14 protein-coding genes are annotated in these 25198 nt (G+C 75.5%); 8 read left to right on the top strand and 6 right to left on the bottom strand.

Annotated features, from left to right (window positions below):
* The first annotated feature begins 118 nt into the window (after window positions 1-118).
* Window positions 119-1135: a type I glyceraldehyde-3-phosphate dehydrogenase gene (gene gap, locus ACTEI_RS15245; RefSeq protein ID WP_122978273.1), complete on the top strand. Its 1017-nt coding sequence runs from the start codon at window positions 119-121 to the stop codon at window positions 1133-1135.
* Window positions 1136-1221: 86 nt separating this feature from the next.
* Here gap and ACTEI_RS15250 read toward each other — a convergent pair whose 3' ends face one another.
* A complete protein-coding gene (locus ACTEI_RS15250) occupies window positions 1222-3501 on the bottom strand; it encodes a GNAT family N-acetyltransferase (protein WP_122978274.1) in 2280 nt (759 codons plus the stop codon).
* Window positions 3502-3730: 229 nt separating this feature from the next.
* Between ACTEI_RS15250 and ACTEI_RS15255 the strand changes: the two genes are divergently transcribed.
* On the top strand, window positions 3731-4420 hold the full coding sequence (locus tag ACTEI_RS15255; protein ID WP_122978275.1) for a CBS domain-containing protein: 690 nt from the start codon (window positions 3731-3733) through the stop codon (window positions 4418-4420).
* Window positions 4421-4554: 134 nt separating this feature from the next.
* Here the strand turns inward: ACTEI_RS15255 and ACTEI_RS15260 are convergent, their stop codons facing one another.
* Window positions 4555-5478, bottom strand: a complete 924-nt coding sequence (locus ACTEI_RS15260) for a universal stress protein (RefSeq protein ID WP_122978276.1) — start codon at window positions 5476-5478, stop codon at window positions 4555-4557.
* 153 nt (window positions 5479-5631) lie between these two features.
* Between ACTEI_RS15260 and ACTEI_RS15265 the strand changes: the two genes are divergently transcribed.
* Both ACTEI_RS15265 and ACTEI_RS15270 read left to right on the top strand, forming a co-directional pair.
* A complete protein-coding gene (locus ACTEI_RS15265) occupies window positions 5632-5853 on the top strand; it encodes an SHOCT domain-containing protein (RefSeq protein ID WP_122978277.1) in 222 nt (73 codons plus the stop codon).
* Between the two features lie 301 nt (window positions 5854-6154).
* Entirely contained in the window at window positions 6155-6718 is a 564-nt protein-coding gene (locus ACTEI_RS15270) for an HD domain-containing protein (protein ID WP_122978278.1), read from the top strand.
* A 575-nt stretch (window positions 6719-7293) separates the two neighbouring features.
* Here the strand turns inward: ACTEI_RS15270 and ACTEI_RS15275 are convergent.
* On the bottom strand, window positions 7294-7992 hold the full coding sequence (locus ACTEI_RS15275; RefSeq protein WP_122978279.1) for a carbonic anhydrase: 699 nt from the start codon (window positions 7990-7992) through the stop codon (window positions 7294-7296).
* A 110-nt stretch (window positions 7993-8102) separates the two neighbouring features.
* Window positions 8103-10775, bottom strand: coding sequence for a transglycosylase domain-containing protein (locus ACTEI_RS15280; protein WP_239082667.1), 2673 nt, complete (start codon window positions 10773-10775; stop codon window positions 8103-8105).
* Between the two features lie 515 nt (window positions 10776-11290).
* On the opposite strand from ACTEI_RS15280, the gene ACTEI_RS15285 reads away from it, so the two are divergent.
* The 3 genes from ACTEI_RS15285 (at window position 11291) to ACTEI_RS15295 (ending at window position 14098) form a co-directional block, all read left to right on the top strand.
* Window positions 11291-12538, top strand: a complete 1248-nt coding sequence (locus tag ACTEI_RS15285) for a DUF6271 family protein (protein WP_122978281.1) — start codon at window positions 11291-11293, stop codon at window positions 12536-12538.
* A 45-nt stretch (window positions 12539-12583) separates the two neighbouring features.
* Window positions 12584-13354, top strand: coding sequence for a GNAT family N-acetyltransferase (locus ACTEI_RS15290; protein WP_122978282.1), 771 nt, complete (start codon window positions 12584-12586; stop codon window positions 13352-13354).
* 117 nt (window positions 13355-13471) lie between these two features.
* Window positions 13472-14098: a hypothetical protein gene (locus tag ACTEI_RS15295; protein WP_145831067.1), complete on the top strand. Its 627-nt coding sequence runs from the start codon at window positions 13472-13474 to the stop codon at window positions 14096-14098.
* Window positions 14099-14215: 117 nt separating this feature from the next.
* On the opposite strand, the gene ACTEI_RS15300 is transcribed toward ACTEI_RS15295, so the two are convergent.
* Both ACTEI_RS15300 and ACTEI_RS15305 read right to left on the bottom strand, forming a co-directional pair.
* Window positions 14216-14731: an RNA polymerase sigma factor gene (locus ACTEI_RS15300; protein ID WP_122978284.1), complete on the bottom strand. Its 516-nt coding sequence runs from the start codon at window positions 14729-14731 to the stop codon at window positions 14216-14218.
* 54 nt (window positions 14732-14785) lie between these two features.
* Window positions 14786-16084 (bottom strand): phthiocerol/phthiodiolone dimycocerosyl transferase family protein, encoded by a 1299-nt coding sequence (locus tag ACTEI_RS15305; RefSeq protein WP_122978285.1) that lies wholly within the window; start codon window positions 16082-16084, stop codon window positions 14786-14788.
* Window positions 16085-16521: 437 nt separating this feature from the next.
* Between ACTEI_RS15305 and ACTEI_RS15310 the strand changes: the two genes are divergently transcribed.
* Window positions 16522-25197 (top strand): non-ribosomal peptide synthetase, encoded by an 8676-nt coding sequence (locus ACTEI_RS15310; protein ID WP_122978286.1) that lies wholly within the window; start codon window positions 16522-16524, stop codon window positions 25195-25197.
* The last annotated feature ends 1 nt before the right edge of the window (window position 25198 follow it).

The raw sequence follows: 25198 nt of genomic DNA on the forward strand, positions 1-25198 counted from the left end.
CGGTCCGGGGCGGGTGCGCCCCGCCGGCCGGCGCCCACCGCTGCCCGGGACCTTCGTCCCTGCCCGTGCCCGGGTGACCGGACGACGCTGAGGGGAGAGAAGCAAGGGGAGGACGACGATGACATATCGCATCGCGATCAACGGCTTCGGCCGGATCGGCCGTAACTACCTGCGCCGGTTGACCTCCAAGGACATGGTCAACAGCGGTCTGCGGGTGGTGGCGATCAACGATCTGTACGACGCGGCGACGCTGGCCCACCTGCTGGAGTACGACTCCACGTTCGGTCGTATCGACGCCGAGATCGGCCACGACGACGACCAGTTGATCGTCGGGTGGCATCGGATCCCGACGTTCGCCTCGCGCACGCCGGACGGGCTGCCGTGGGGTGAGCTCGGCATCGACCTGGTGATCGAGGCGACCGGCCGGCTGCGGGACCGCGACGACGCCGCCCTGCACCTGAAGGCCGGCGCCGACCGGGTGCTGATCTCGGCGCCGGGCCGGGACGTCGACGCCACCCTCGTCCCGGGCGTGAACGCGGACACCTACGACCCCGGCCGGCACCAGATCGTCTCCGCCGCGTCGTGCACCACCAACTGCGTCGCGCCGCTGGTCAAGGTGCTGCACGAGGCGTTCGGGATCGAGCGCGGCAACCTGACCACGGTGCACGCGTACACCAACGACCAGAACGTGCTGGACGCGCCGCACACCGACGCCCGCCGCGCCCGGGCCGCCGCGGTCAACATCGTGCCGACCAGCACCGGCGCCGCCGAGGCGGTCGGCCTGGTCCTGCCCGAGCTGGCCGGCCGGCTCGACGGGGTGGCGCTGCGGGTCCCGGTCGTCGACGGTTCGATCAGCGACCTCACGCTCACCCTGGCCACCGAGACCACCCCGGACCGGATCAACGAGGCGGTGGCGGCGGCCGCCGCCGGACCGATGCGCGGCATCATCCGCTACACCGAGGCGCCGCTGGTCTCCACCGACGTGGTCGGCGACCCGGCGTCGTGCGTGTTCGACGCCAGGCTGACCCGGGCGCGGGGCACCGTGGCCAAGGTGTTCGGCTGGTACGACAACGAGTGGGGCTACACCAGCCGGCTCGTCGACCTGACCCGGCTGATGGCGGACGCGCGGGCCTGAGCGCGCGGGGCCGGCGCCCGCCGCGGGCGCCGGCCGCCGGGCTTCCCGTCCGGGTCGTGCGGCGGCGGGTCAGGCGCCGGGCCGGCTCAGAGCGTCTCCGGGCCGCGCAGCCGGCGCAGGGCCGGGTCCGGTTCCGCGCCGGGCGCGGCGATCCGCAGGTCGGCGTCGACCACCCGGACGCCGTCCGCCCCGGCCTGCACGTCGAGATCAACCCCGGCGATCTCGGGGTGGTCGCCGGCCAGCCGGCTCAGCCGCAGCAGCAGATCCGCCAGGGCCGCGCCGGTGGTCAGGTTCAGCTGCGGCGCGCGGCGCAGCGACCGGCACATCCGGCCGGCGTCCAGCTCGCTCAGCGGCGCCAGCCCCAGCGTCCAGTCGCCGGGCACCTGCGCCGGCCCGTCACCGAGCAGCACCAGCGCGCCCAGCAGCGGGTCGTGCACCGCGCCGGCCACCAGGTGCACGGCCGATCCGGCCGGTTCCCAGGTGAGGCGGATGCCGTACGCGGCGAGGACGGCCGCGGTGCGCCCGGCCGGTTGCCGCCCGCCGCCGCGGGCCAGCGCGGTGGCGATCGCGGTCCGCGCCCGGTGCGGATCGACGTCGCCCGGCTCCACCGGCGATCCCGCCGGGGTCCGCCGCCACTCCGCGTAGTCGGCGGCGTGCGCGAGCGCCCGCATGGCGCGTTCCGGCAGGTCGTAGACCGGCGCGCCGCGGTTGCCGAGCTGCGCCGGGCCCTCGCCGCCGATCACCACCGCGGCGACCGGCAGCTGCGGGCGCCGGTCGGCCACCACGCCCAGCGCGTCCAGGATCTTCACCGCCGGGCTCACCCGGGTGCCGGCGACGACCAGCAGCAGCATGTCGCCCTCGGCGTCGGCGGCAGCCGCCGCGAACCGCGCGGCCGACGCGGTGGCCTCCACCTCGACGGTCCGGCCGGTGAGGCCGGGGCCCGCGACGACGTCCCCGGCGTTGCTGACCACGGCGAGCCGCCGGCCCGCCGGCAGGGGCTGGCCGGTCAGCATCCGGGCCGCGTCCATCAGGTCCGCCCAGTTGTCGGTACGGACCACGCCCGCCTGCGCGAACAACGCGTCCACGGTGGCCGGCGAGCGCGGGTCACGCACGGCCAGCACCGGTTTGCGGTACGACAGCGTGCGCACCAGGCGGGCGAACCGGCCGGGATTGGCGAACGACTCCAGGTGCAGGGCGACGGCCCGGGTGGCCGGGTCGTCGTACCAGTAGTTGATCAGCTCGTTGCCGGTCACGTCGGCCTTCTCGCCCAGCGTGACCACGCTGGAGATGCCGCACCCGGTCCGGGCGGCGTTCTCGATCAGGGCCAGCGCGACGGCCCCGGACTGGGTGGCCACGGCCAGCCCGCCCGCCGGTGGGGTGACCGGGAACAGGCCGGCGTTCAGCCGCGTCGCCGGCGCGGTGTTGAGCACCCCGAGGCTGCCCGGGCCGATCACCCGGATGCCGAGCGACCGGGCGAGGGTGAGCAGGTCGGTGCGCGCGGCCCGGCCCGAGCCCGGGGTCAGCACGATCGCGGCGTGCGCGCCCGCCGCCGCCCCGTCGCGCAGCACGTCCGCGACGTCGTCCCCGGGCACCGCGACGACCAGCAGCTCGATCGGCTCCGGCAGATCACGCAGGCTCCGGTACCCGGGGGTCGCGCCGATCGGGGCGCCGCTGCGGTTCACCGCGTACACCCGGCCGGCGAACCCGTACTCCTGCAGGGCCCGGACCGTCTCGTGCCCGGCGCCGCCCGGGCGGCGGCCGGCGCCGGCCACCGCCACCGAGGCCGGGGTGAAGAAGGCGCGCAGCGAGGCGTGCCCGGCAACCCGGTCGCGGTGGTCGATCGCGGAGCGGGTGCGGTCGTCGCCGATGTCCACCACGACGTCCATGACACCCTCGCCGAACGCCGGCCGGCAGCCGGGCCCGAGGTCGCGGGCGACCTTCAGCATGCCGGTGTTGCCGGGCAGCACCTCACCGGTCATCGCGGTGATGCCGTGCCGGCGGGCACGGGCGGCCAGATGCTCCAGCAGGAGCGTGCCGATGCCGCGGCCGTGATGGCGGTCGGCGACCAGGACGGCGAACTCACCGCGCGGACCGTCCCCGGTCCGGTCGCAGGACGCCACCCCGACCACCTCGTCGCCCTCGCAGGCGAGCATCGCCAGGAACCGGCCCGACTGCGGGCGGCACAGCCGGTCCACCTCGGCGGCCAGCGTCGCCGGCGTCGGCCAGGTGAAGAAGCGCAGCCGCAGATTCTCCGGCGAGGCCCGCTCGTACAGGGCGGCGATGGCGCGCCGGTCGCGCGCGGTCACCGGCCGGATCGACACGATCCGGCCGTCCGCGGCGAGGGCATCGGCCGGACCGGTGCTCATCGGCCTCCTCCCGCGGTGCCGTCGTCGGCTCGCCTTGTGTGCGGCGCCGCCGTCGGCCCTGGCGGTACGGCGGCCGTCGCCGGCTTCACCATCGTGGCCCGGCCGGTGGTCTCGCGGGCAGTGCCACAGGTCCCCACCACTCCCGCGTGGTTCGGGCCGCAAGTCCCTACTGGCCGGGCCGGGAGGTGGTCACCGTGAGGGGAGAACCGCAGGCGAAGGAGGGATCGACGTGAGGACCTGGACGGTCGGTGACGTGATGACCCGCGACGTGGTGTCGGTCGCCGAACAGACCTCGTATCGGGACGTGGTGGACCTGCTGGTGGAAATGCGGATCAGCGCGGTGCCGGTGGTCGACGGCTCCGGCCGGGTCACCGGGGTGGTCTCCGAGGCCGACCTGCTCCGCAAGATCGAGTACGGCGGACAGGACCAGCCCCGGATCTTCGAGGGCCGCCGCCGGCGCGGCGAGCGCGCCAAGGCCACCGCCCGTACCGCCGCCGAGCTGATGAGCGCGCCGCCCGTGGTGGTGCGCGAGGGCACGCCGATCGCCGCGGCGGCCCGGCTGATGGACAGCACCGGCGTCAAGCGGCTGCCGGTCACCGACGCGGCCGGCCGGCTCGTCGGCATCGCCTCCCGCACCGACCTGCTGCGCACCTATCTGCGCTCGGACGACGACATCCGCGCCGACGTGCGCAACACGGTGCTGCGCGAGTTCCTGGCCGAGGAGGCCGACGGGGTGACCGTGACGGTCGCCGAGGGCGCGGTGACCCTCGCCGGCCGGGTCGGCCGCTGGTCCTCGGCGGACCTGGCCGAGCGCCTGACGCACCAGGTCGCCGGGGTGGTGCAGGTGCGCTCCAGCCTCTCCTACGACCTCGACGACCGGAACCTGGAGGGGCCGGTGGGACCGTTCGGCACGTACTGAGCCGCCCGGCCGGCCGCGGTTCCGCTTCGCCGGGGGCCTCCGGGTCGCCCGGCGGCGGTTCCGCTTCGCCGGGGGCCTCCGGGTCGCCCGGCGGCGGTTCCGCTTCGCCGGGGGTCCGGGTCGCCCGGCGGGGCTCAGCCGGTGATCCGGCCCGCCGTGGCCCGCGGGCTGCCCGGCAACGCCACCGGCCAGCCCGGCGGAACCAGCAGCACCGGGCACACGCCGTGCTGGCCGCCGGCCCGGTCGAGCGACGCGCCGATCAGCTCGGTCAGCTCGCCGCGGCCACCGGCGCCGGCCACCAGCAGCCGGGAGCGCCGGGAGGCCCGCTGCAGCGTGTACCGGGCGTCGACGTCCGGCACCAGCAGCGACTGGACGGCGACCTGCGGCAGCCGCCAGGACCACTCGGCCAGGGCGGCGGCCAGCGACTCGGCCATCGCCCGCCGCCGCGGGTCGGCGCCGCCGATCGGGAACGGGTGCCGGTTCCGCCGCTCCGGCGGCTGCCGCCAGGCGTGCACCGCGATCAGATCGGCCCCGGTCAGCGCGGCCTGGACGAAGGCGTACCCGAGGGCCGGTTCGGCGGGCCGCCCGGAGACGCCGACGACGACCGGGCCGGGCAGCCCGGCGCGGCCGCGGTGCACCAGCAGCGGACACGGGCAGAGCCGGGCCAGCCGGCTGGTGGTGGACCCCCAGTCCGCGCGGCTGACCTGGCTGTCGCGGTGCCCGACCACGAGCAGTCCCGCACCCTCGGCGCAGGCGGCGAGCGCCTCGCCGGGGACGCCGGGGCGCAGCTCGGTCTCGACGACGAGGGTGGGGTCGGCGGCCGCGGCGTGCTGGGCGGCGGCCGCCAGCACCCGGCTGCCCTCCGCCTCGGCGCGGTGCACGCCGGTGGCCCGGGACCGGCCCCGGTAACTGCCCGGCCAGGCGTGCACGATGAGCAGCCGTGCCGAACGGCGGCCCGCCTCGGCCACGGCCAGGTCGACAGCGACCTTGGAGGTCGTGGAACCGTCGACCCCGACCACGACCGTGCGGTGCTCCCTTGACACGAAGGCCTCTCCCATGACCGTACGTTATGGACGGATCACCGAGGCCGGACACGGCCGATGGTCCGGGGCGCAGGGGCCGATGGGCCGTCGCCCCGGCGGGCCGGGTCCTCCGGCCCTGACCCGCCCACCCCGCCCGGTTCACCGTGGGAAGGGGAAAGGAGTGCAGCCATGATGTACGACCATCCGCACCTGACGGCTTCCGGATCGGCCTGGCTGCTGGTCGTCCTGGCGCTGCTTCTGGTGAGCGCCCTCGTCGCCGCCGTGATCCGCCGGCCGGCGCACCGCGACCACGGTGCCGAGAAGGTGCTGGCCGACCGGTTCGCGCGCGGCGAGATCGACGCCGAGGAGTACGAGCAGTGCCTGCACACCCTGCGCGCCGCGGGGCGGTAGCCGTGCGGGGCAGCGGCTTCCCGCACCTGCCGGCCCGCGCCGCGGGCCGGTGGCCGCGCGGGGCAGCGGCTGCCGGCGCGGTCCGGGTGTGCGGTCGCGGCTCACTCGCCGAGGGGGCGCGGGCTTCCGGTTGTGGCTCATTCGCCGGCGGGGCGCGGGTTTCCGGTTGTGGCTCATTCGCCGGCGGGGCGCGGGTTTCCGGTTGCGGTTCATTCGCCGGCGGGGCGCGGGTTTCCGGTTGTGGCTCACTCGCCGGCGGGCCGCGGGTTTCCGGGCGCGGCGATCGTGGAACAGGGGACCGATGATATTGGAGACTGATGTCGGCGAGGCCCGGGAACTCGCGCACGAGCTGCTGGGCGAGCTGCCCGAGCGGTGGCAGCACACCGCCGGGGTGGCCCGCTGCGCCGAGGCGGTGGCCGGGACCGTCCCGATCGGGGACGTGCCGGTCCTGCTGGCCGCGGCCTGGCTGCACGACATCGGGTACGCCCCGCCGCTGCACGACAGTGGATTCCATCCGTTGGACGGCGCGCGGCACCTGCTGGCCCGGAACTGGCCGATCCGCCTGGCCGGGCTGGTGGCACACCATTCCGAGGCACGCTGTGTGGCCGACCGGCGCGGGCTGGGCGCCGCGCTGGCCGCCTTCCCGCGCGAGAACTCGCCGGTCACCGACGCGCTGACCTACGCCGACCAGAGCGTCGGGCCGTACGGGCGGCCGATGACCTTCGACGAGCGGCTCGACGACATGCTGCGCCGGCACGGTCCCGCCTCGCCGAACGCCGCGGCGCACGCGGAACGCGCCCCGCGCCTGCGCGCCGCCGTGCAGCGCGTGCAGGAGCGCCTCGCCGGGACGGGTCCGGCCGCTTGACCCGCTGTTCGTGCCGCCCGCCGGGTGATCGGGTCCGGCGTCTGGTGCGGTCGGCTGCCGTGTTGACGCCCGGCGTCTGGTGCGGTCGGCCGCCGCGATCCTGGCCGGATCCCGGGCCGGTCGTGCCGCCGCGGTCCACGCGCCCGCGCACGGCGGGACTTGCGGCCCTGCCCGGCCGGCGGCGGTGCGGGCAGGCTGGAACGCGGCGCCGGGTTCCGGCGTACGGCGCAGCGGCCGTGTCGCACGGTGGGCTGCGCGGTGATCGTCGGCGGTGTGGCGGATCCGTCGGCCCCGGGTCTGGACCTGACGTCTCGACGAGGCCGGAACCCGACACCGGTTCCCGGCCGGTTCAGCCTCCTTCCCGGCCGGGAACCGTGACACCGCACGTCGGCAGCGCACGCCGCGCGCCGAGTCGTCCACGCCCCGGGCCGTGCGCCCGCGTCCGCCCGATACGGCGCGCTCCCGCGCCGATCTCCCGGGGACCGCCGTTGCCGGAGCCGATGGCGATCCTGCGCGGCGTGGCCTTGGCGGAGACCGGGATGCGGTGCCCGCCCGGCCGGGCGGGCACCGGTGGCTCAGGACAGGACGGTCACCAGGCCGGTGTCCAGGTCGTACCGCGCGCCCACGACGGCCATCTCGCCCCGGGCGACCTTCTCCCGGATCATCGCGCTGCCGGCCAGGACCGCGGCCACCTGCGCCTTGACGTTCGCCCGCACGGCCTGCTCGACGCCGTCGGCGGCGCCCGCGTACGGCGCGACGATGGGCCGCAGCGCATCCACGACGGTGCGGATGTGGCCGGGCGGGGTGGCTCCGGTCGCCATCGCGTTCAGCGTCGCCGACACCGCGCCGCACCGCTCGTGGCCGAGCACCACGACCAGCGGCGGGGTGAACTCCTCGATGGCGTACTCCATGCTGCCCAGCAGCAGGTCGTCGACGATGTTGCCGGCCACCCGGTCGTCGAACAGGTCCCCGATGCCCTGGTCGAACAGCAGCTCGGGGGAGACCCGCGAGTCGGCGCAGCCCAGCAGCACGGCGAACGGGTGCTGGCCGGCCGCCACGTCGTGAAGGCGCCGTACCGTCTGGTGCGGGTGCCGGGCGTGGCCGGCGACGAACCGGCGGTTGCCGTCGAGCAGCGCTCTCAGCGCCGCGTGCGGCGTGGTGGGCGGGGTGGGGGTCGCGGCGGCGGGCGACGCGGCGGCGGCGACCGCGATCGACCCCGCGACGGCCCCGCCGGCGGCGAACAGCGCGCGGCGGCGCAGGGATTGCTCGAGCATCGACACTCCAAAGTGAAGGGTGGTCGGCACATCGTGCACCCGGTCGACGGCTGCGGGTAGGGCCCGGCGGCTGCGACGATCGACACAGTGCGCGGCGCGGTGCCGGCCGGTCACCAGCCGAGGTAGCTGCGGGTCAGCGCGGCGACGTGCTCCGCGACGTCGATGCCGCCCCGCTGGCTGCGATGCCCGTGGGAGAGCACCGAGAGCAGAACGTCGGTCTTCTCGCCGGAGATCCGGCCGGTGCTGTTGATGATCCAGCGGTTGTTCTCGGTCGAGCGGGCCAGCCAGCCGTTCTTCAGCGACACCTGTTCGCCGCTGACCGACGCGGCGCTCACGCCCCAGGTCTGGTCGGCGTTGACCGACGACATCAGGCCCAGGATCAGATCCCGCGACCCGGTGGTCAGCGGGCTGTCCGCGCCGGCCAGGGCGGCCATCATCCGGGTCTGATCGTTCGCGGTCGTCTTGCTCAGGCCGGAGGAGGCGGCCGGGTCGGTGTCGTCGAGACCGAGCCGGCGCAGGGCGTCGCGCAGCGGGGCCGGGCCGCCGACCGCCTCGTAGATCTGCTTCGCGGTGGTGTTGTCGCTGGCCCGGATCATCTTGGTGGCCCGGGAGCGCTCCTTGGCGGTCAGCTGGCGGTGCTCGTCCTGCGCGCGCAGCAGCAGCGCGGCCAGCAACTCGACCTTGATCACGCTGGCCGCCTCCAGCTTGCGGTCGCCGTGGTAGTCGTACCGGTGGCCGGTTCTGCGGTCGACGACCGAGACGGTGAACTCCGGTACGGTCGCGGCGTACTCGTCGAGCGCCGCGGTCAGCCGGGACACCCGCCGGCTCCAGGAGCCGACCGCCTTGGACCGGTCGACCTTGGCGCCCCGCTGCGGCCCGGCGTAGACCAGGCCCCGGCCCTTCTTCACGTCCGGGCCCAGCGTCTTGAGGTCGTCGCCGACCCGGTTGCCCACCATGGCCGGGCCCGCCATGGCCCGCGGGGGCTGGCCACGCAGCGCGTCGCCGAGGAACCTCTGGAAGATCCGGTACGGCATCCCGTCCCCGTTGATCGCCTTGCCGGTCCGGTCCCGGATCGGTCCGGGCTTGTCGCGGCCCACCCAGGTGACCACGGCCAGCCCCGGCGACCAGCCGGCCGTCCAGGCGTCGGAGGAGTCGTCGGTGTCGCCCCACTGCTGCGAACCGGTCTTCGCGGCGGCCTGCTGGCCGGGGACCCTGCCGTCGTGCTCGACCACCTTCGCCAGCACGGTGCCCACGTCCGCGGCCACGTCCCGGGAGAGCACCCGCCGCGGCTTGCCGGCCGGCGCGTGCAGGAAGGTCCCGTTGACCGTGGTGACCCGCTGCACGAAATGCCGGTCGGTGCGGACGCCGCCGCCGGCCAGGGTGGCGTAGACGCCGGCCAGGTCGGCCGGGGTGACCGGGTAGCGGCCCAGCGCGATGTCGGCGCGGGTCCGGCCGGGGGCCGGCTCGCCCTTGACGTCGACCAGGGTCCGCTGGTCGCCGTACGTGCGCGGCACGCCCAGCCGGTGCGCGAGATCGCGCACCGCGTCCGCCCCGATCTGCTCGGTCAGCGCGTAGAACGGGGTGTTGAGCGAGTGCACCATCGCGGTGTCCAGCGGGCAGACCGGGCACTGCAGGTTGTCCTTGTTGTACAGCGGCGCACCGTCCCGGTCCGGGAACAGCCGCGGTGACGTCCCGTTGTACACCGACTGGAAATTGATGTCGCGTTCCTCGGCGGCGGCCAGCACCAGGGGCTTGAACGTCGAGGCCGGCGGCCGGGCGGCGATGGCGTCGTCGAAGTAGCCGCGGCCCCGGTCGCCGCCGTAGTACGCGCGCACCCCGCCGTCGGCCGGGTCGACCGCCACCAGCGCCGCCCGCAGCTGTTCCGGCTGGCCTCGCAGCGCCGCGCCGACGCCGCCGGTGGCGGCGGCCTGCGCGGCCACGTCGATCGTGGTGGTGATGTGCAGCCCCCCGCTGCGTACCTGCTGGCGGCTGATCCCGGCCTTGAGCAGCTCGTCCTCGACCCGGTCGGCGATCAGGCCGACCGGGCCGCTGATCGCGCTCGCCGTGACGTTCTCCGGGCTCACCGCCGGGTACGGGGTCTGCTCGGCCGCGCCGCGGGGCAGCCAGCCCTGCTCCACCATCGCCCGCAGGATCCACGTCCACCGGTTCTTGGCCCAGGTCGCGTCCACCGCCGGGTCGCCCCGGGACGGATCCTTGATCATCGCGGCGAGAACCGCGCCGCGCGCGGCGTCGAGCCGGTCGACCGACATGCCGAAGTAGGCGCGGGCCGCCGCCTCGATGCCGTAGGCGCCGCGGCCGAAGTAGATGGTGTTGAGGTAGCGCTCAAGGATCTCGTCCTTGCTGTACCGGTGTTCGACCCGCAGCGCCAGCGCGGCCTCCCGGGCCTTGCGGCTGACCGTGCGCTCCTGGGTGAGGTAGGCGTTGCGCACGTACTGCTGGGTGATCGTGGACGCGCCCTGGCCGCTGTCGTCGACGATGTTCGTCCACAGCGCCCGGGCCAGGCCGCGTACCGAGACGCCGAGGTGGTCGTAGAAGTCGCGGTCCTCGGCGGCCAGGAACGCCTGGCGCACCGGCACCGGGATCCGGTCCAGGGTGACGTCGGTGCGGTCGGTCAGGCCGATCCGGGCCAGCACCGTGCGGCCGTCGCGGTAGTAGAGCACCGACGCCTGCGGCGGGCTCGGCTCCGGCGGCAGGGTGACGCTCGCGACGTAGCCGAACCCGGCGGCGGCCAGGGCCAGCGCCACGGCGAGAAGGACCGTCACCGTCCGGCGGCACCACCGCGGCAGCCACCGCCACCACCGCGGCGCTCTCCACCGCTGGCGATGCCCGGTCGGTCGGATGCCGTCAGCCGCTGGCATGGTCACGTCCCCCTGTCGTCCGCAGCGCGCCGGGTGGCGCATCCCTAGAGACGCCGGAAAGACGATCTATGTTGCACAGGCGTCAAAAGATCACGAATGGCTCGCGTGTGGTGACGCAGCGTGCGGGCGAGCCGGTCCGCGGGGCCGGCGTGCACCGCCGTGACGCCCGGCCCGCGCCGGGACCGTCCACCGTGGTCCGGTGATCAGTTCCGGAACCGGCGGCGACCAGTCGTTTCGCCCGGTGTGCCCGGGGTCGGCTTGTGGTGTTCGGGTGACGTCCATTAGATTCCTTCGCGTTGTCGGCGATCGGCGGAAATGAATAGCGGCGTCGTGCGATCTGCCATCGCCGCCCCCGGCCGATGAGAATCCGGAAGGCGCCGGGCGGATCCGTGCCGTCGTCCGGACGGGAGAAAAGGCACGTGAATGGGTCGAAAGGCCGCCGGGTGTGCCTGGTGGTGCCGACCAACCGGGAATGCACCGCGACGCTGGCCGAGGTGGTCGCCGAGGCAGAGCACGCCGAAAGCCATTTCGACGTGGACGTCCGGCTGCTGGTCCTGGACTCCTCCGACCATTTCCGGGCGCACGCCGCGACGCTGGCCGCCGCGCGCGACGTCCGGCACCTGGACGAGCGGCGCCAGCGGGACTTCCTGCGGCGCGTCATCCGCCGGGCCGACCTCGCCAAACCGGATCTGGCCCTCGACCTGATGCTGCCGCGCGGGCTGTCGTACGGCGCCTGCACCAACCGGGCGTTCCTGATCGCGGCGGCGCTGGGCTGCGAGTCCGTGCACCGGCGGGACTCCGACCTGTACTTCCAGACGTACGCCGGCAGGAAGGTCTTCCCGATCCACGCGGAGCTGTCCGCGCTGGGCCGCCCGGCGGGCGACGTGGTGGCCACCGAGAACCGGCTCGACCGGAGCCGCCGGAACCTGCCGGTGGCCCTGGTCGGCGCCTCGTTCGTCGGCAGCATGTCGGTCGACATCGAGGACATCCGCGACCACGCGGCCTACTACGACCTGGTCAGCCTGTGGGCGGCGGACGGCAGCACCGAGGCGGAGAAACGCGCGCTGGTGGCCGAGTCGTTCACCGGCAGCGCGCCGTTCGACGGCGACCGTTGCGTCCTTTCCGCGGTCGATCCGATGCGCGTGGACATGCACAACATCAGCTTCCACGGATTGCACGAGCGGGTCCCGCTGCCGCCGGCCACCGACACCATCGGAAGTGATTATTTCCTCATTCACGTGGCCGCCCGGGCGGGACTTCCCGGCGTTCTGCACAACCGGCACATCGTCAATTTCCACACCGCCGAGCGCAAGAGCGACGCGGGTTTCCTGGCGTACCAGATGCGGTTCGCCAAGTTCATTCTGTCGATGTATTACCTGCATTTCGTCTACCAGCGGATGACCACCGACGACCCGGCCGACATCGCCGCGCTCGTGCGGGCCAGCACCTGGCAGCCGCGCGAGCCGAACGAGGCGAAGGCCGGCCTGCTGGAGGCGGCGTACCGTCGGCTCGGCGGGCGGTTCACCGGCGTGGCCGACCGGATCCGGGAACGCCGCGAGCTCCTGCTGGTCGAGGCGCGCCGGGACATGGACGACTTCGCGCTGCTGATCGACGCGTGGGCGGCGCTGACCGCGGCGGCCCGCGAGACGCCCGTCGACGATGTCTGACGCCCCCGTCCGCGTGCCGCGCCGGCCACCGACCGGATCGAGCGGATGACCGGACGCGGCTGGGCGACCGTCCTCGACGCGCTGCTCGCCCTGCTTCCCGGCGGGCGCGAGCGCGGCATCCGCGCCCGGGTGGCCGGCCTGACCGTACGCCGCGCCGCCCGGCTCCACCTCGGTGGCGGCCGCTGCACCGGGTGGTACGAGGGTGACCGGCTGCGCCACCACCGCAAGTTCCCCACCCACGCCGGCGCCCCGGCGGCGCCCCGCGTGGTCGCCCGACCCGGCCGCGACCCGCTACCGTGCACCACCGTGCGCGCCGAACGGGTCCGCCCGATCGACGCGCCCGACTGGCCGGCGATCGCCGCCCTGGAGTCCGGCGCGTACGCGGAACTCGGCCTCTCGGAGAGCCCGGACGCCCTGCGCTCGCGGGCGCACCCGGCCACCTCGTTCGTGCTCGACGCCGGCGGGCGGGTCGGTGGCTACCTGCTCGCGCTGCCGTACCCGCCGGCGCGCTGCCCGGACCTGTCCGGCCCCGAGGGATCCGGCTTCCACGGCGGCAATCTGCACCTGCACGACATCGTGGTCGACGCCGAGTTGCGCGGCCGCGGCTGGGGCCGGCGCCTGGTCCGGCATCTCGTCGAGGAGGCGCAGTCCCGGTCGTACGACAGGATCTCGCTCGTCGCGATCGACGGCACCGCCGGCTTCTGGTCGGCCCGCGGGTTCCGCCCGCACCCGGAGGTCGAGGTCCCGGCCTCCTACGGCCCGGGCGCCGTCTACATGTCCCGTGACCTGAATCGGCCGGCCCCGCCCGCCGCCTGAGCGCCGCCCGTACCGCGCGACTGGCCTGAACACCCGACCGCGGCTGTCCGCATGGTGATCAGCAACCGCACGAACAGCCAATCGACCAACATCACCATGACGGCCAGGGTGGGACGGGTGACCTACCCGCCACCCAGCACGCCGCCGTCGCCCCCGCCGTCCGAGCCCGGGACGCAGCCCGCCGCGGACCGGCCACCGGTCCGGCGGCGCGCCTCGTGGAAACTGATCGGCGGCCTCGCCGCCGGCGTGCTGGCGCTGTGCGCGGGCGGGCTCGCCGCCGTCGGCGCGGTCGTCGACGGCCCGGACGCGACGAAGCCCGGAGCGGGCGCCACGGCAGCCGCGCTGCCCGTGGTCACCGGCCAGGGCGGGACCACCGGATCCGCCGGACCGGCCCGGACCACCGCCACGGCGGCCGCGCCCGCGGCCGGAACCACCACCGCCGGGCCCACGACCGTCGCATCCGCCACCCCCGGCGCCACGGTGGCCAGCCGGCCGGGGCCGTCCCACTCGCCGGGCACCCACCCGACGCGGACCAGCACCCCGGCCCGGCCCCGGCCGACCACCGCCCGGCCGACCACGACGGCGCCGCCGGCCACGACCACGCCCACCTCCGAGCCCACCCGGCAGGGCGTGCGGGCGGGCTCGTTCTGCTCCCCGGAGGGCGCCTACGGAGTCACCGCCAAGGGCACCGTGATGCGCTGCACGAGCCGGGACGGCGACCAGGCGCGCTGGCGCAAGGCGTAGCGCCACGGCAGTCGATGCCCGCGGCGACGAGGCGCCGGTCGCGCCGGACCGCGCGGCGACGGCGGGAGCGGCACCGGGCACCGCACCGACGAACCGCGCGGAGCGTCGGCGGCCGGCCTACGCGACGGCCGGCTGCCAGGCCTCCCGGAAGCGCAGGCGCGCGCGGTGCAGGCGGGAGCGCACCGTGCCCACCGGCAGGGCGAGGAGCTCCGCCATCTCCTCCTCGTTGAGCCCGTACGCGCGCATGGTCAGCACCTGCCGGTGCGACCTCGGCAGCCGCTCCAGCACGTCGCTGATGTGCACGGCGTCCAGCGGGTTGGTGGTCGGGCCCGACTCGGGGCTCAGGTACGGCGCCGGGGTGCCGGACCGCTTCGCCGTGCGGACGGCCTCGCGGATCGTCACGGATCGTACCCAGCCGTAGAAGGCGGCCGGGTCGCGCAGCGTACCCAGGCCACGGTAGACGGCCAGCAGCGACTCCTGGGTGGCGTCCGCGACGTCGTGGGTGATGGAGCGGCACAGCCGCGAGACGTACGGGGTGATCGCGGTCAGCAGTTCGTTCATGGCGGGCCGGTCGCCGGACTGCGCGAGCGACAGCAGCGACGGTGAGACGGAGATGTGCCTGACGTTGTCCATGCCGGGAGTGGCTCCTTCCGGTGGCCGGGGTCACGTACGAGGGGCCGGCAGTGTTCAGCCGGCCGGCGCGGGGGCGGGCTCGGCCGCGTCGGCGAAGGCCACGAGCCCGGCGTGGAGCTCGTTCCGGAAGGTCCGCATGAACGACGGGCTGAAGCACGCGGTGAAGAACGGGAACTCGATGGCGAGGCGGCCGTCGAAGGACACCGCGCAGGCCATGATCGGGCTGCGGCCGGCCTGCGGGAAGTACTGCTCCCGGGCGGGCACGAGGCGCACGTCGACGAGCTCGAGTCCCCGCGGCGGGCGGGGCGCGGGACAGACGCCCATGTTGGTGGCGATCACGGTCGCCAGCTGCAGGGTGGGGTTCCCCGGGATCTGCGGCGTGATCCGCATCTCGTGCACGTAGTCCCGGCTCGCGACGAAGTCGCCCAGTCGGGTGTGGACCGTGCGGGCCAGCTCGTACCGGTCCGCGTCCGTGGCGACCTCCAGCGTCTGCAGGTGGGTGGTGACCGCGGGCACCGTACGCAGGGCGGGCACCGGTGGCGACACCCGGGACCGCAGGTCCACCGGGGACAGGCAGCCGAGGGTGCGGGGCTCGTCGCCGTCGAGGCGGCGGCGCGCCGCCGACAGCAGCGCGGCGCAGATCAACGCGTGCACGGACACGCCCCGCCGCCGCGCGGTGTGCCGCAGCCGGGTGGTGTGCTCGTCGTCCAGCGTCAGCCGGACGACCTCGATGTGGGGGTCGTCCACCTCGCCCGCGTCGTAGGCGACCAGGTGGACCGGGTGCTTGCGGGCGTGCTCGACGCGCTGCTGAAGGTAGGCGGCGGTGTCCGCGCGGCCGGTGTCGGGCAGCAGCTCGCTGATCGGCTGCGGCCACCGCGGCGCCTGCTGCCGGCCGCCGGGCGCGCTGGCCGCGCCGGTCCGGCCCTCGACCAGGGCCCGGTAGCGGTTCCACACCTCGTTCTGCACGGCGACGGCGCTGTGCCCGTCGATGATGGTGTGGTCCAGCGAGATGACCAGCATGTGCTCGTCGCCGGTGGGGGCGCTGGTCAGCACCGCGCGGCTCACCGGCCCGCCGACCGGCAGCGCGGTGTTCAGCTCGCGGGCGTACGCCTCCCGCAGGTCCCCGGTCACGGTGCTCAGCCGCGGCCGCTCGTCCTCGCCCAGCGGCGCCAGCGCGAAGCCGTCACCGGCCGCCACGATGCGCGTGCGCATCGACGGCTGGTCCCGGGTGACCTCGTCGAACGCCGTGGCCAGCGCTCCGGTGTCGAGGTGGCCGCGCACGGTGCTGGAGAGCACCCCCCTGCTGCGCTGCCCGACGTACAGCGTCTCCACCGGACACAACGCGCGGTGCATGTCGTCAACCCTTTCCCGTACGCGATCTCCGAGAGCCCGCGACACCGGCGGACCGGCGCCGTCGGGGCTCGGCTCAAGGTCGGCTCGACGATGCATCGCCGGGGCGCGAGCGGTCCACAGGAACGAGGGAAATCGCCGGAGAAACCGGGAATCCCCTAGAACTGCCGGCCGGTGACCGGCGCGGAGGCGCACATGGACCGCCGCTATCCCGCCCCCGCGCGATTCCAGTGAGATCACTGAAAATGGCGTCGTGGCGCCCGGCCGCCTTGACCGGACTCCCCGCGACACCGCACCGTGATGATCGATCCGGTGACCCGGCGGCGCGTGGGGCGGCGGCCACATCCTCGGCATCCGACCCCTCCCTCAGCCGCCCGCCCGAGGTCCGTGAACCCCTGTCCGGCCGGGACCTTACGGCTTGCTACGTGAGGGTGTGTGCAATGTCTGTTGACAAGGACGAACGTCAGCCGCTGTCCGGAGCCCAGGCGGGCCTCTGGTACGCCCATCGGCTGGCTCCCGACAGCGCGGTCTACAACACCGCCGAGGCGGTGGAGATCCACGGGGCGCTCGACGTCCGGCTGTTCGAGGCCGCGCTGCGCCGCGTGGTCACCGAGGCCGGCACTTTCGCCCTGCGCTTCGTCGACACCGACGACGGCCCGCGCTGCCACCCGGCGCCGGACGCCGACGACTGGCCGCTGCACCGGATCGACCTCAGCGACGCCGCCGACCCGCACGGCGCCGCCTGGGAACACGTCCGCGCCGACCTGGCGACCCCGGTCGAGCTGGACAAGGGCCCGCTGTTCGCGCACACGCTGATCACCCTCGCGCCGGACCGGTACCTCTGGCTGCTGCGGGCCCACCACATCCTGCTCGACGGCTACAGCTACAAGCTCCTCGGCCGTCGTCTCGCCGCCGTCTACAACGCGCTGGTCGAGGGGCGCGAACCGGAACCGGCACGGTTCGCGCCGGTAGGCAGGCTGCAGGCCGAGGAGGCGGACTACCTCGCGTCCGAGCGCTGCGACCGGGACCGCAAGTACTGGCAGGGACGCCTGGCCGAGCTGCCCGAACCGGCCCGGCTGACGCACCGTACGGCGCCACCGCAGGCGCCGTTCCTGCGCCGCACCGCCGAGCTGCGCGGCCCGGACGCCGAGGCCCTGACGGCCGCGGCGGCCCGGTGCGGCGTCACCCGTACGGACCTGTTGACCGCCGCCGTCGCCGCGTACCTGCACCGGATGACCGGCACCGGCGACCTCGTGCTCGGCATGGCCTCGATGAGCCGGCTGGGCAGCGCGGCCCTGCGTACCCCGGGAACCGCCTCGGACGTCCTGCCGCTGCGCGTCACCGTCGCCCCCGACGCGCGCGTGGGCGACTTCGTCCGGGCGGTGGCCGAGGAGCTGGCCGCGCAGCGCCGCCACCAGCTGTACCGCGCCGAGTTCATCCGGCGTGACCTGAACCTGCTGGGCACCGGCCGCCGGCTGTACGGGCCGGTGCTCAACATCGTGCCGTTCACCGAGGCGCTGGAGTTCGGCGGCCACCCGGCGCAGTGGCACCACCTCTGCGGCGGCGCCGTGGACGACCTGCAGATCAACGTGCGTCCCGGCGCCGGCGAGGACGGGCTCTGGCTGGCCTTCGACGCCAACCCCGCCCTGTACGACTCCGACGAGCTGACCCTGCACCGCGACCGGTTCCTGACCGTGCTGCGCCGGCTGGCGGGCGCCGACCCCGCGAGCGCGCTCGGCGACCTGGACCTGCTGCTGCCCGGCGAACACCCAGGCGAGCTGCCCAGCCGGGAGTTTCCGGTCACCGCCACGCTCACCGAGCTGTTCGAGCGGCAGGTGCAGGCCGGCCCCGAGCGGATCGCGGTCAGCCACGAGCACGACCGGCTCACCTACGGCGAGCTCGACGCCGAGGCGAACCGGCTGGCCCGGCTGCTGGCCGAGCGCGGCGCGGGCCCGGGAACGGTGGTGGCGCTGGCGCTGCCCCGCGGGCTGCGGCTGCTGCCGGCCCTGCTGGCGGTGCTGAAAACCGGGGCCGCGTACCTGCCGCTGGACCCCGGCCACCCCGCCGAGCGCCTGCGCCTGGTCATGGCGGACGCGGCACCGGTCCTGCTGGTCACCGAGACCGGCCTCGCCGGCGCCCTGGCCGGCGACGTGCCGGCCGTGGTCCTCGACGATCCCGCCGTCGCGGCCGACCTCGCCACCCGCCCCGAAGGCGACCTGAGCCCGGCCGAGCGTGCCGGGGCCACCGGCCCGGCCGACATCGCGTACATCATCCACACCTCCGGCTCCACCGGACGGCCCAAGGGCGTTCCGGTCACGCACGCCAACGTGGTGCGGCTGTTCGCCGCGGCGGCCGAGCACTTCACGTTCGGCGCGGACGACGTCTGGACGCTGTTCCACTCGTACGCCTTCGACTTCTCGGTGTGGGAGATCTGGGGCGCCCTGCTGCACGGCGGCCGGCTCGTCGTCGTCCCGTACCCGGTCAGCCGCTCCCCGCGCGACTTCCTGGCGCTGCTGCACCGCGAGGGCGTCACCGTCCTCAACCAGACGCCGTCCGCCTTCGAGCAGTTGATGGACGCGGACGTCGACCGGCCCGGGGGCGGCTCGCCGGGCGCGCTGCGCTACGTCGTCTTCGGCGGCGAGGCGCTGCGCCCGCAGCGGCTGCGCCCGTGGGTCGACCGGTACGGGCTGGACCGTCCGGTCCTGGTGAACATGTACGGCATCACCGAGACCACCGTGCACGTCACCCATCACCGCATCGGCCCGGCCGACCTCGACGACGCCCGCCGCGGCAGCGTCATCGGCACGCCGCTGGCCGACCTGCGCGTGTACCTGCTGGACGCCCGGCGCCGGCCGGTCCCGCCCGGGGCGGTGGGGGAGATGTACGTCGCCGGCGCCGGTGTGGCGGCCGGCTACCTGCACCGTCCCGAGCTGACCGCCGAACGGTTCCTCGACGACCCGTACGGCACGCCGGGCGCCCGGATGTACCGCTCCGGCGACCTGGCCCGCCGTCGCGCCGACGGCGAGCTGGACTACCTCGGCCGGGCCGACCAGCAGGTGCAGCTGCGCGGCTTCCGCGTCGAGCCGGGCGAGATCGAGGCGGTCCTGGTCACGCACCCGCGGGTCAGCCGCGCCGCCGTGGTCGTCCGCCGCGCGGACAACGGCTCCCAGCAGCTCGTGGCGTACACCGTGACCGCCGGCGGCCCGCCGCCGAGCTCCGCCGAGCTGCGCCGGCACGCCGCCACCCGGCTGCCCGAGCACATGGTCCCGGCGGCCTGCGTGAGCGTCGACGCGCTGCCGCTGACCGCCAACGGCAAGCTCGACGTCGCCGCCCTGCCCGCGCCCGACTTCACCGCGGTGGCGGCGGGCACGCGGCCGGCGAGCCCGCAGGAGGCGCTGGTCTGCCGCCTGTTCGAGGACGTGCTGCGGCTGCCGCGGGACACGGTCGGCGCGGACGCCGGCTTCTTCGACCTGGGCGGCGACTCGCTGCTGGCCACCCGCCTGCTGGGCCGGCTGCGGCAGGAGACCGGCGCCGAGGTGCCCATCACGGCGCTGTTCGACGCGCCGACGCCGGCCGCGATCGCCCGGCGGGTCGCCGAGCGCATCGGCGCGGACCCCGACCGGCCGCGGCTGCGCCCGGTGACCCGGCCGGAGCGGGTGCCGCTGTCGTACGCCCAGGAGCGCATGTGGTTCCTGAACCGGCTGGACGGCGCCGCGGAGACGTACAACATCCCGCTGATCGTGCCGCTCGGCGCCGCCGTCGACGCCGGCGCGCTCGACGCCGCGCTGGGCGATCTCGCCGACCGGCACGAGAGTCTGCGGACGGTGGTCACCGCCGGTGACGGCGCCCCGTACCAGCGGATCCTGCCGCCCGGGCAGCTGCGCCCGCGGCTGCGCCGGGTGGACTGCCCGGCCGACGAGATCGACGCGCACGTCACCGTGGCCGCCCGGCACCGTTTCGACCTGAGCGCCGAGAGCCCCCTGCAGGCGTGGCTGGTCGGCGCCGGCGAGCGGCGCACCCTGGTGCTGGTGCTGCACCACAGCGCCGCCGACGGCTGGTCGCTGCGGCCGCTGGCGGACGACCTGAGCACCGCGTACGCGGCGCGCCGCGCCGGCCGTGCCGCGCAGTGGCGGCCGCTGCCCGTGCAGTACGCGGACTACGCGATCTGGCAGCGGGAGCTGCTGCGCCCCGACCCGGACGGCGCCGGCCGGACGGAGCGCCTGACCCGGTACTGGCGCACGGAGCTCGCCGGTCTGCCCGAGGAGTGCACCCTGCCCGGCGACCGGCCCGGCCGGGCCGAGCCGCGCGCCGGCGCCCAGGTCACCCGGCACATCGGCGCCGGCCTGCACGGCAGGTTGCTCGGCCTGGCCGACCGCGAGGGGGTCAGCCTGTTCATGGTGCTGCACGCCGCGGTGAGCGCCCTGCTCACCCGCGGCGGCGCCGGCGAGGACGTGGTGCTCGGTGTGCCCGTCGCCGGCCGCGCGGAGCCCGGGCTGGACGACCTGATCGGGTTGATCACCAACACCCTCGTGCTGCGCGCCGACACGTCCGGCAATCCGGCGTTCCGTGACCTGCTGGCCCGGGTGCGGCCCCGCGACCTTGCCGCCCTGGACCACCAGGACCTGCCGTTCGACCGGCTGGTGACCGAGCTGAACCCGCCCCGGCAACCCGGACGCCACCCGCTGTTCCAGGTCATGCTGGCGCTGCAGAACAACGACCCCGCCGTGCTACGCCTGGGCTCCGACGAGGTGCCGCTGCGGCCCACCGCCACCGGCACCGCCAAGTTCGACCTCTTCGTCGACGTTCTCGAACGGCATGCCCCCGACGGCACCCCCGACGGCCTCGACCTGCACGTCGAGTACGCCACCGAGCGGTACCAGGCGGACACGGCCGAGGCGGTCGCCGATGCCCTGCACCGGCTGCTGGACGTCGTCGCCGCGAACCCCGCGACGCCGCTGGGCGAGCTGCCCGCGCCGAGCCGCCCCGCCGCCGCGGCCGCGGTCGCCGACACCGCCGGCCTGGCCGACGCGGCGCTGTCCGTACCCGGCATCCGCGACGCCGTGGCCGTGCCCGCGGCCGGGGACCGCCCGGCGCGGCTGTTCGTCGCCCCGGCGCGCGCCGAGGCCGCGGAGGGCGTCGAGCGGCTGCTGGAACGCACCGGCGCCGGCGACGTCCCGGTCACCGCCGTGAACACCCTGCCCCGCGACGCCGACGGCGCGCTCGACCTGGCGGCGCTGAGCGCCCTGCCGGCGGTCGACCGGGCGGCGGCGCAGACCTGGCAGCGGCAGCTCGCGCGCCTCGACGGCGTCGCCGCGGCCGAGGTCGTGGTGGAGGACACGCCCGAGGAGCTGGGCCGCCGCCATGCCGGATCGCACCGGCGCCGCGCCGGCGAGGAGCCCGCCGGGCAGGCCGCTCCGGCGGCCGAGCGCAGGCCGGCGCTGAGCGAGGGCCCGGCGCTGACCGAGCCGTCCGTCTCCAGCTGGGCCGAGGCCCTGGTACGCGCCGCCGAGCGGGCGCAGGGCGACATCGTGCACGTGCACGCCGACGGCAGCGAGAACCGGCGTGACTACGCGTCGCTGCTCGCCGAGGCCTCCCGGGTCCTCGCCGGGCTGCGGCGGGCCGGGCTGCGCGCGGGCGACCGGGTGATCCTGCAGTGCGACGCCAGCGAGGACTTCCTCGCCGTCCTGTGGGGCTGCATCCTCGGTGGCTTCGTCGCCGTCCCGCTGACCGTGCCGGCCTCGTACGCCACCGCGTCGGCGGCGCTGACCAAGCTGGAGGGCATCTGGCGGATGCTGGGCTGTCCGTGGATCGTGTGCTCGCCCGCCCTGGAACCGGGCCTGCGCGCTCTGGCGGAGCGGCAGAGCTGGCCCGGCCTGCGGCTGGCCACGGCGGACGCGCTGCGCGAGCCGCAGGAGGACCGCGACTGGTACGCCGCCGCGCCGGACGACCTCATCCTCATGCTGATGACCTCCGGCAGCACCGGCCTGCCCAAGGCGGTCCGCCTGACCCACCGCAACGTGCTCACCCGGTCCGCGGCCACCGAGGCCGTCAACGCGCTGGGCGTGCACGACGTCTCGCTCAACTGGATCCCGCTCGACCACGTCACCGGCGTGGTGATGTTCCACCTGCGTGACGTGTACCTCGGCTGCCGGCAGGTCCACGCCCCCACCGGCTGGGTGCTGCAGGACCCGCTGCGCTGGATGGACCTCGCCCACCGGCACCGGGTCACCGTGACCTGGGCGCCCAACTTCGCGTTCGGCCTGCTGGCCGAGCAGGCGCCGCGCTTCCGCGACCGCGACTGGGACCTGAGCCCGATGCGGTTGGTGATGAACGCCGGCGAGGTGGTCGTGGCCGCGGCCGCCCGCGCCTTCCTGCACGCGCTGCGGCCGTTCGGGCTGCCGCAGGACGTGATGCACCCGGGCTGGGGCATGTCCGAGACCTGCTCGGTGGTCACCGACGCGGTGCTGCCGTCGGAGCCGCCGGGCACCGACGAGACCTTCGTGAGCTGCGGCCTGCCGTACCCCGGGTTCGGCATGCGGATCGTCGACGAGAACGCCGGGCTGCTCGCCGAGGGCGACGTCGGCCGGCTGCAGGTCCGGGGCACGTCCGTGACCGGCGGCTACCACGACAACCCGGCCGCGAACGCGGAGGCGTTCAGCGACGACGGCTGGTTCGACACCGGCGACCTGGCGTTCCTGCGCGACGGTGAGTTGTACATCGCGGGCCGGGTCAAGGACGTCATCATCGTCAACGGCGTCAACCACTACAGCCATGAGATCGAGGCGTGCGTCGAGCAGCTCGACGGCGTCGTGCGCAGCTACACCGCGGCCGTCGCGGTGCGCTCGGACCCGTCCTCGACCACCGACGAGCTGGCGCTGTTCTTCCACCTCGCCCCGGGCGCCGACCCGGCCACCACGCTGCGCGAGATCGGCGGCAAGGTCACCCGCGAGATCGGCGTGAGTCCCACCTTCCTCGTGCCGGTCGAACCCGGCCAGGTGCCCAAGACCGAGATCGGCAAGATCCAACGGAGCAAGCTGCGCAAGGGCTTCGAGGCCGGCGCGTTCGACGACGCCATCCGCGAGGCTCAGCTGCTGCTCGGGTCGGCCGCCACGGTGCCCGACTGGTTCCTGCGCCCGGTGTGGCAGCGGGCCGGCCGGCACCGTCCGCCCGCCGCGACGGCAGGCCGGCACACGGTGGTGCTCGCCGGTGCCGACCCGCGCACCCGGGAGCTCGCCGGGCGTCTGGCCCACGCCGTGCGCGCCGGCGGCGGACTGTGCACCGTGGTCACCGACGCTGCGGCGTACGCCCGGATCGACGCGGCCCGCTACCGGATCCGGCCCGGCGCGGAGGCGGACCACGCGGCGCTGCTGACCGGCCTGGCCGCCGACGAGCGGGCCGTGGACACCGTGGTGCACCTCGGCGCGCTGCACGCCGGCCCGGCCGACGCGTCGCCCGACGAGGCCGGCGCCGCGTCCCTGCTGGCCCTGGCGCGCGCCCTCGCCGCCCGGCCCGGCGGCCCCGGCCCGGTCACCCTGCTGTACGTGACCGCCGGCGCCCAGGCGGTCACCGAGCGGGATCGTCCGGTCCCGGCGCACGCCATGGCCGGCGCCGTGCTCAAGTCGCTGCCGGAGGAGCTGGGCACGCTGCGCGGCGTGCACCTCGACCTGGACCCGTACGGCGACGCCGACCCGGTGCCGCTGATCCTGGCCGAGGCGGCACGCACCCCGGTCGACGTCGAGGTCGCCCACCGCGGCGGGCAGCGCTACGTCCGCCGGCTGGCCGCGCTCACCGACGACGACACGGGCGCGGAGCCCGCCGCGACCGAGGGCTTCCACGTGATCAGCGGGGGACTCGGTGGCGTCGGCGTCGAGCTCGCCGCCCACCTGCTCCGGGCGCCGGGCGCCAGGGTCCTGCTGCTCGGGCGCACGCCGCTGCCCGCCGAGGACACCTGGGCCGACCTGCTGGCGCGGGGCGGTCCCGCGGCGTCCCGCGTCGAGGCGTACCAGCGGCTGCGCGCGCTCGGCGACGTACGGTACGCCTGCGCCGACGTCACCGACGAGGGCCGTACCCGGCAGGCGGTCGACGCGGCCGCCGCGGCGTGGGGCGTGCCCCTGGCGTCGGTGCTGCACCTGGCCGGCGCGTTCGTCGAGCGCGGCATCGGCGACCTGGACGAGGCCGCCTGGCGCGCGGCCCTGGACGCCAAGGTGCGCGGCGGCTGGACCCTGCATCGCATCGCCGCGGACCACCCGGTCGCCTCGTTCGTCACGTTCTCATCGCTCAACGGCTACTTCGGCGGCGCCATGAACACCGCCTACGCCGCGGCCAACGCCTACCTCGACGCGCTCGCCCTGCACCGGCGGGCACTCGGGCTGCCCGCGCAGAGCCTCGCCTGGAGCATGTGGCGCGAGTGCGGCATGAGCAGCGGCTACCGGCTGGCCGCGCTCACCGAGGCCCGCGGCTACCGGCTGCTGGACGTCACCGCCGCGCTGCGTTCGTTCGACCTCGCGCGGTCCCTCGGCCATCCACACCTGCTGATCGGCGCCGATCGCACCGCGCCGTGGGTACGCAGCCACGTGCTCGCCCCGGCCCGGCAGCTGCGGCGGCTGGCCGGCCGGGTCACCCTGCGCGACGGCGCCGACCTGGGCGAGCTGTACCGGGCCGCGGCCCGCGCGGCCGGCGGCGACGACTGGGTTCTGCGCGCGGCCGGCAGCGCGCAGACGCCCGCGGCGGCCTCCGGCGAGCAGCGGCGGCTGCACGACCTGGAGACCCGGATCGCCGGGCTCTGGTGCGAGGTCCTGGGCCGCGACCGGGTCGGCCGCGACGAGAACTTCTTCGACCTGGGCGGCAACTCGCTGATCCTGGTGGCGGCCCAGAACGCGGTCAACCGCGCCTTCGGCTGCCAGCTGTCGGTCGTCGACCTGTTCGCGCACCCCACCGTCCGCGACCTCGCCCGGCACGTGGCGAGCCGGACCGCGCCGTCACCGGCCGAGGCGCGGCCGGACCGGGCGGCCGAGCCGCCCGCGAGCGCGGCGAGCGGGCTGGACCGCGCCAAGGAACTGGCTCAGCGGCAGCGCGCGGCCCGGGCCCGCCGCACCGCACGGCACGGAAAGGGCTGAG

This window comes from Actinoplanes teichomyceticus ATCC 31121, assembly GCF_003711105.1.
GTDB classification, from domain to species: Bacteria; Actinomycetota; Actinomycetes; order Mycobacteriales; family Micromonosporaceae; genus Actinoplanes; species Actinoplanes teichomyceticus.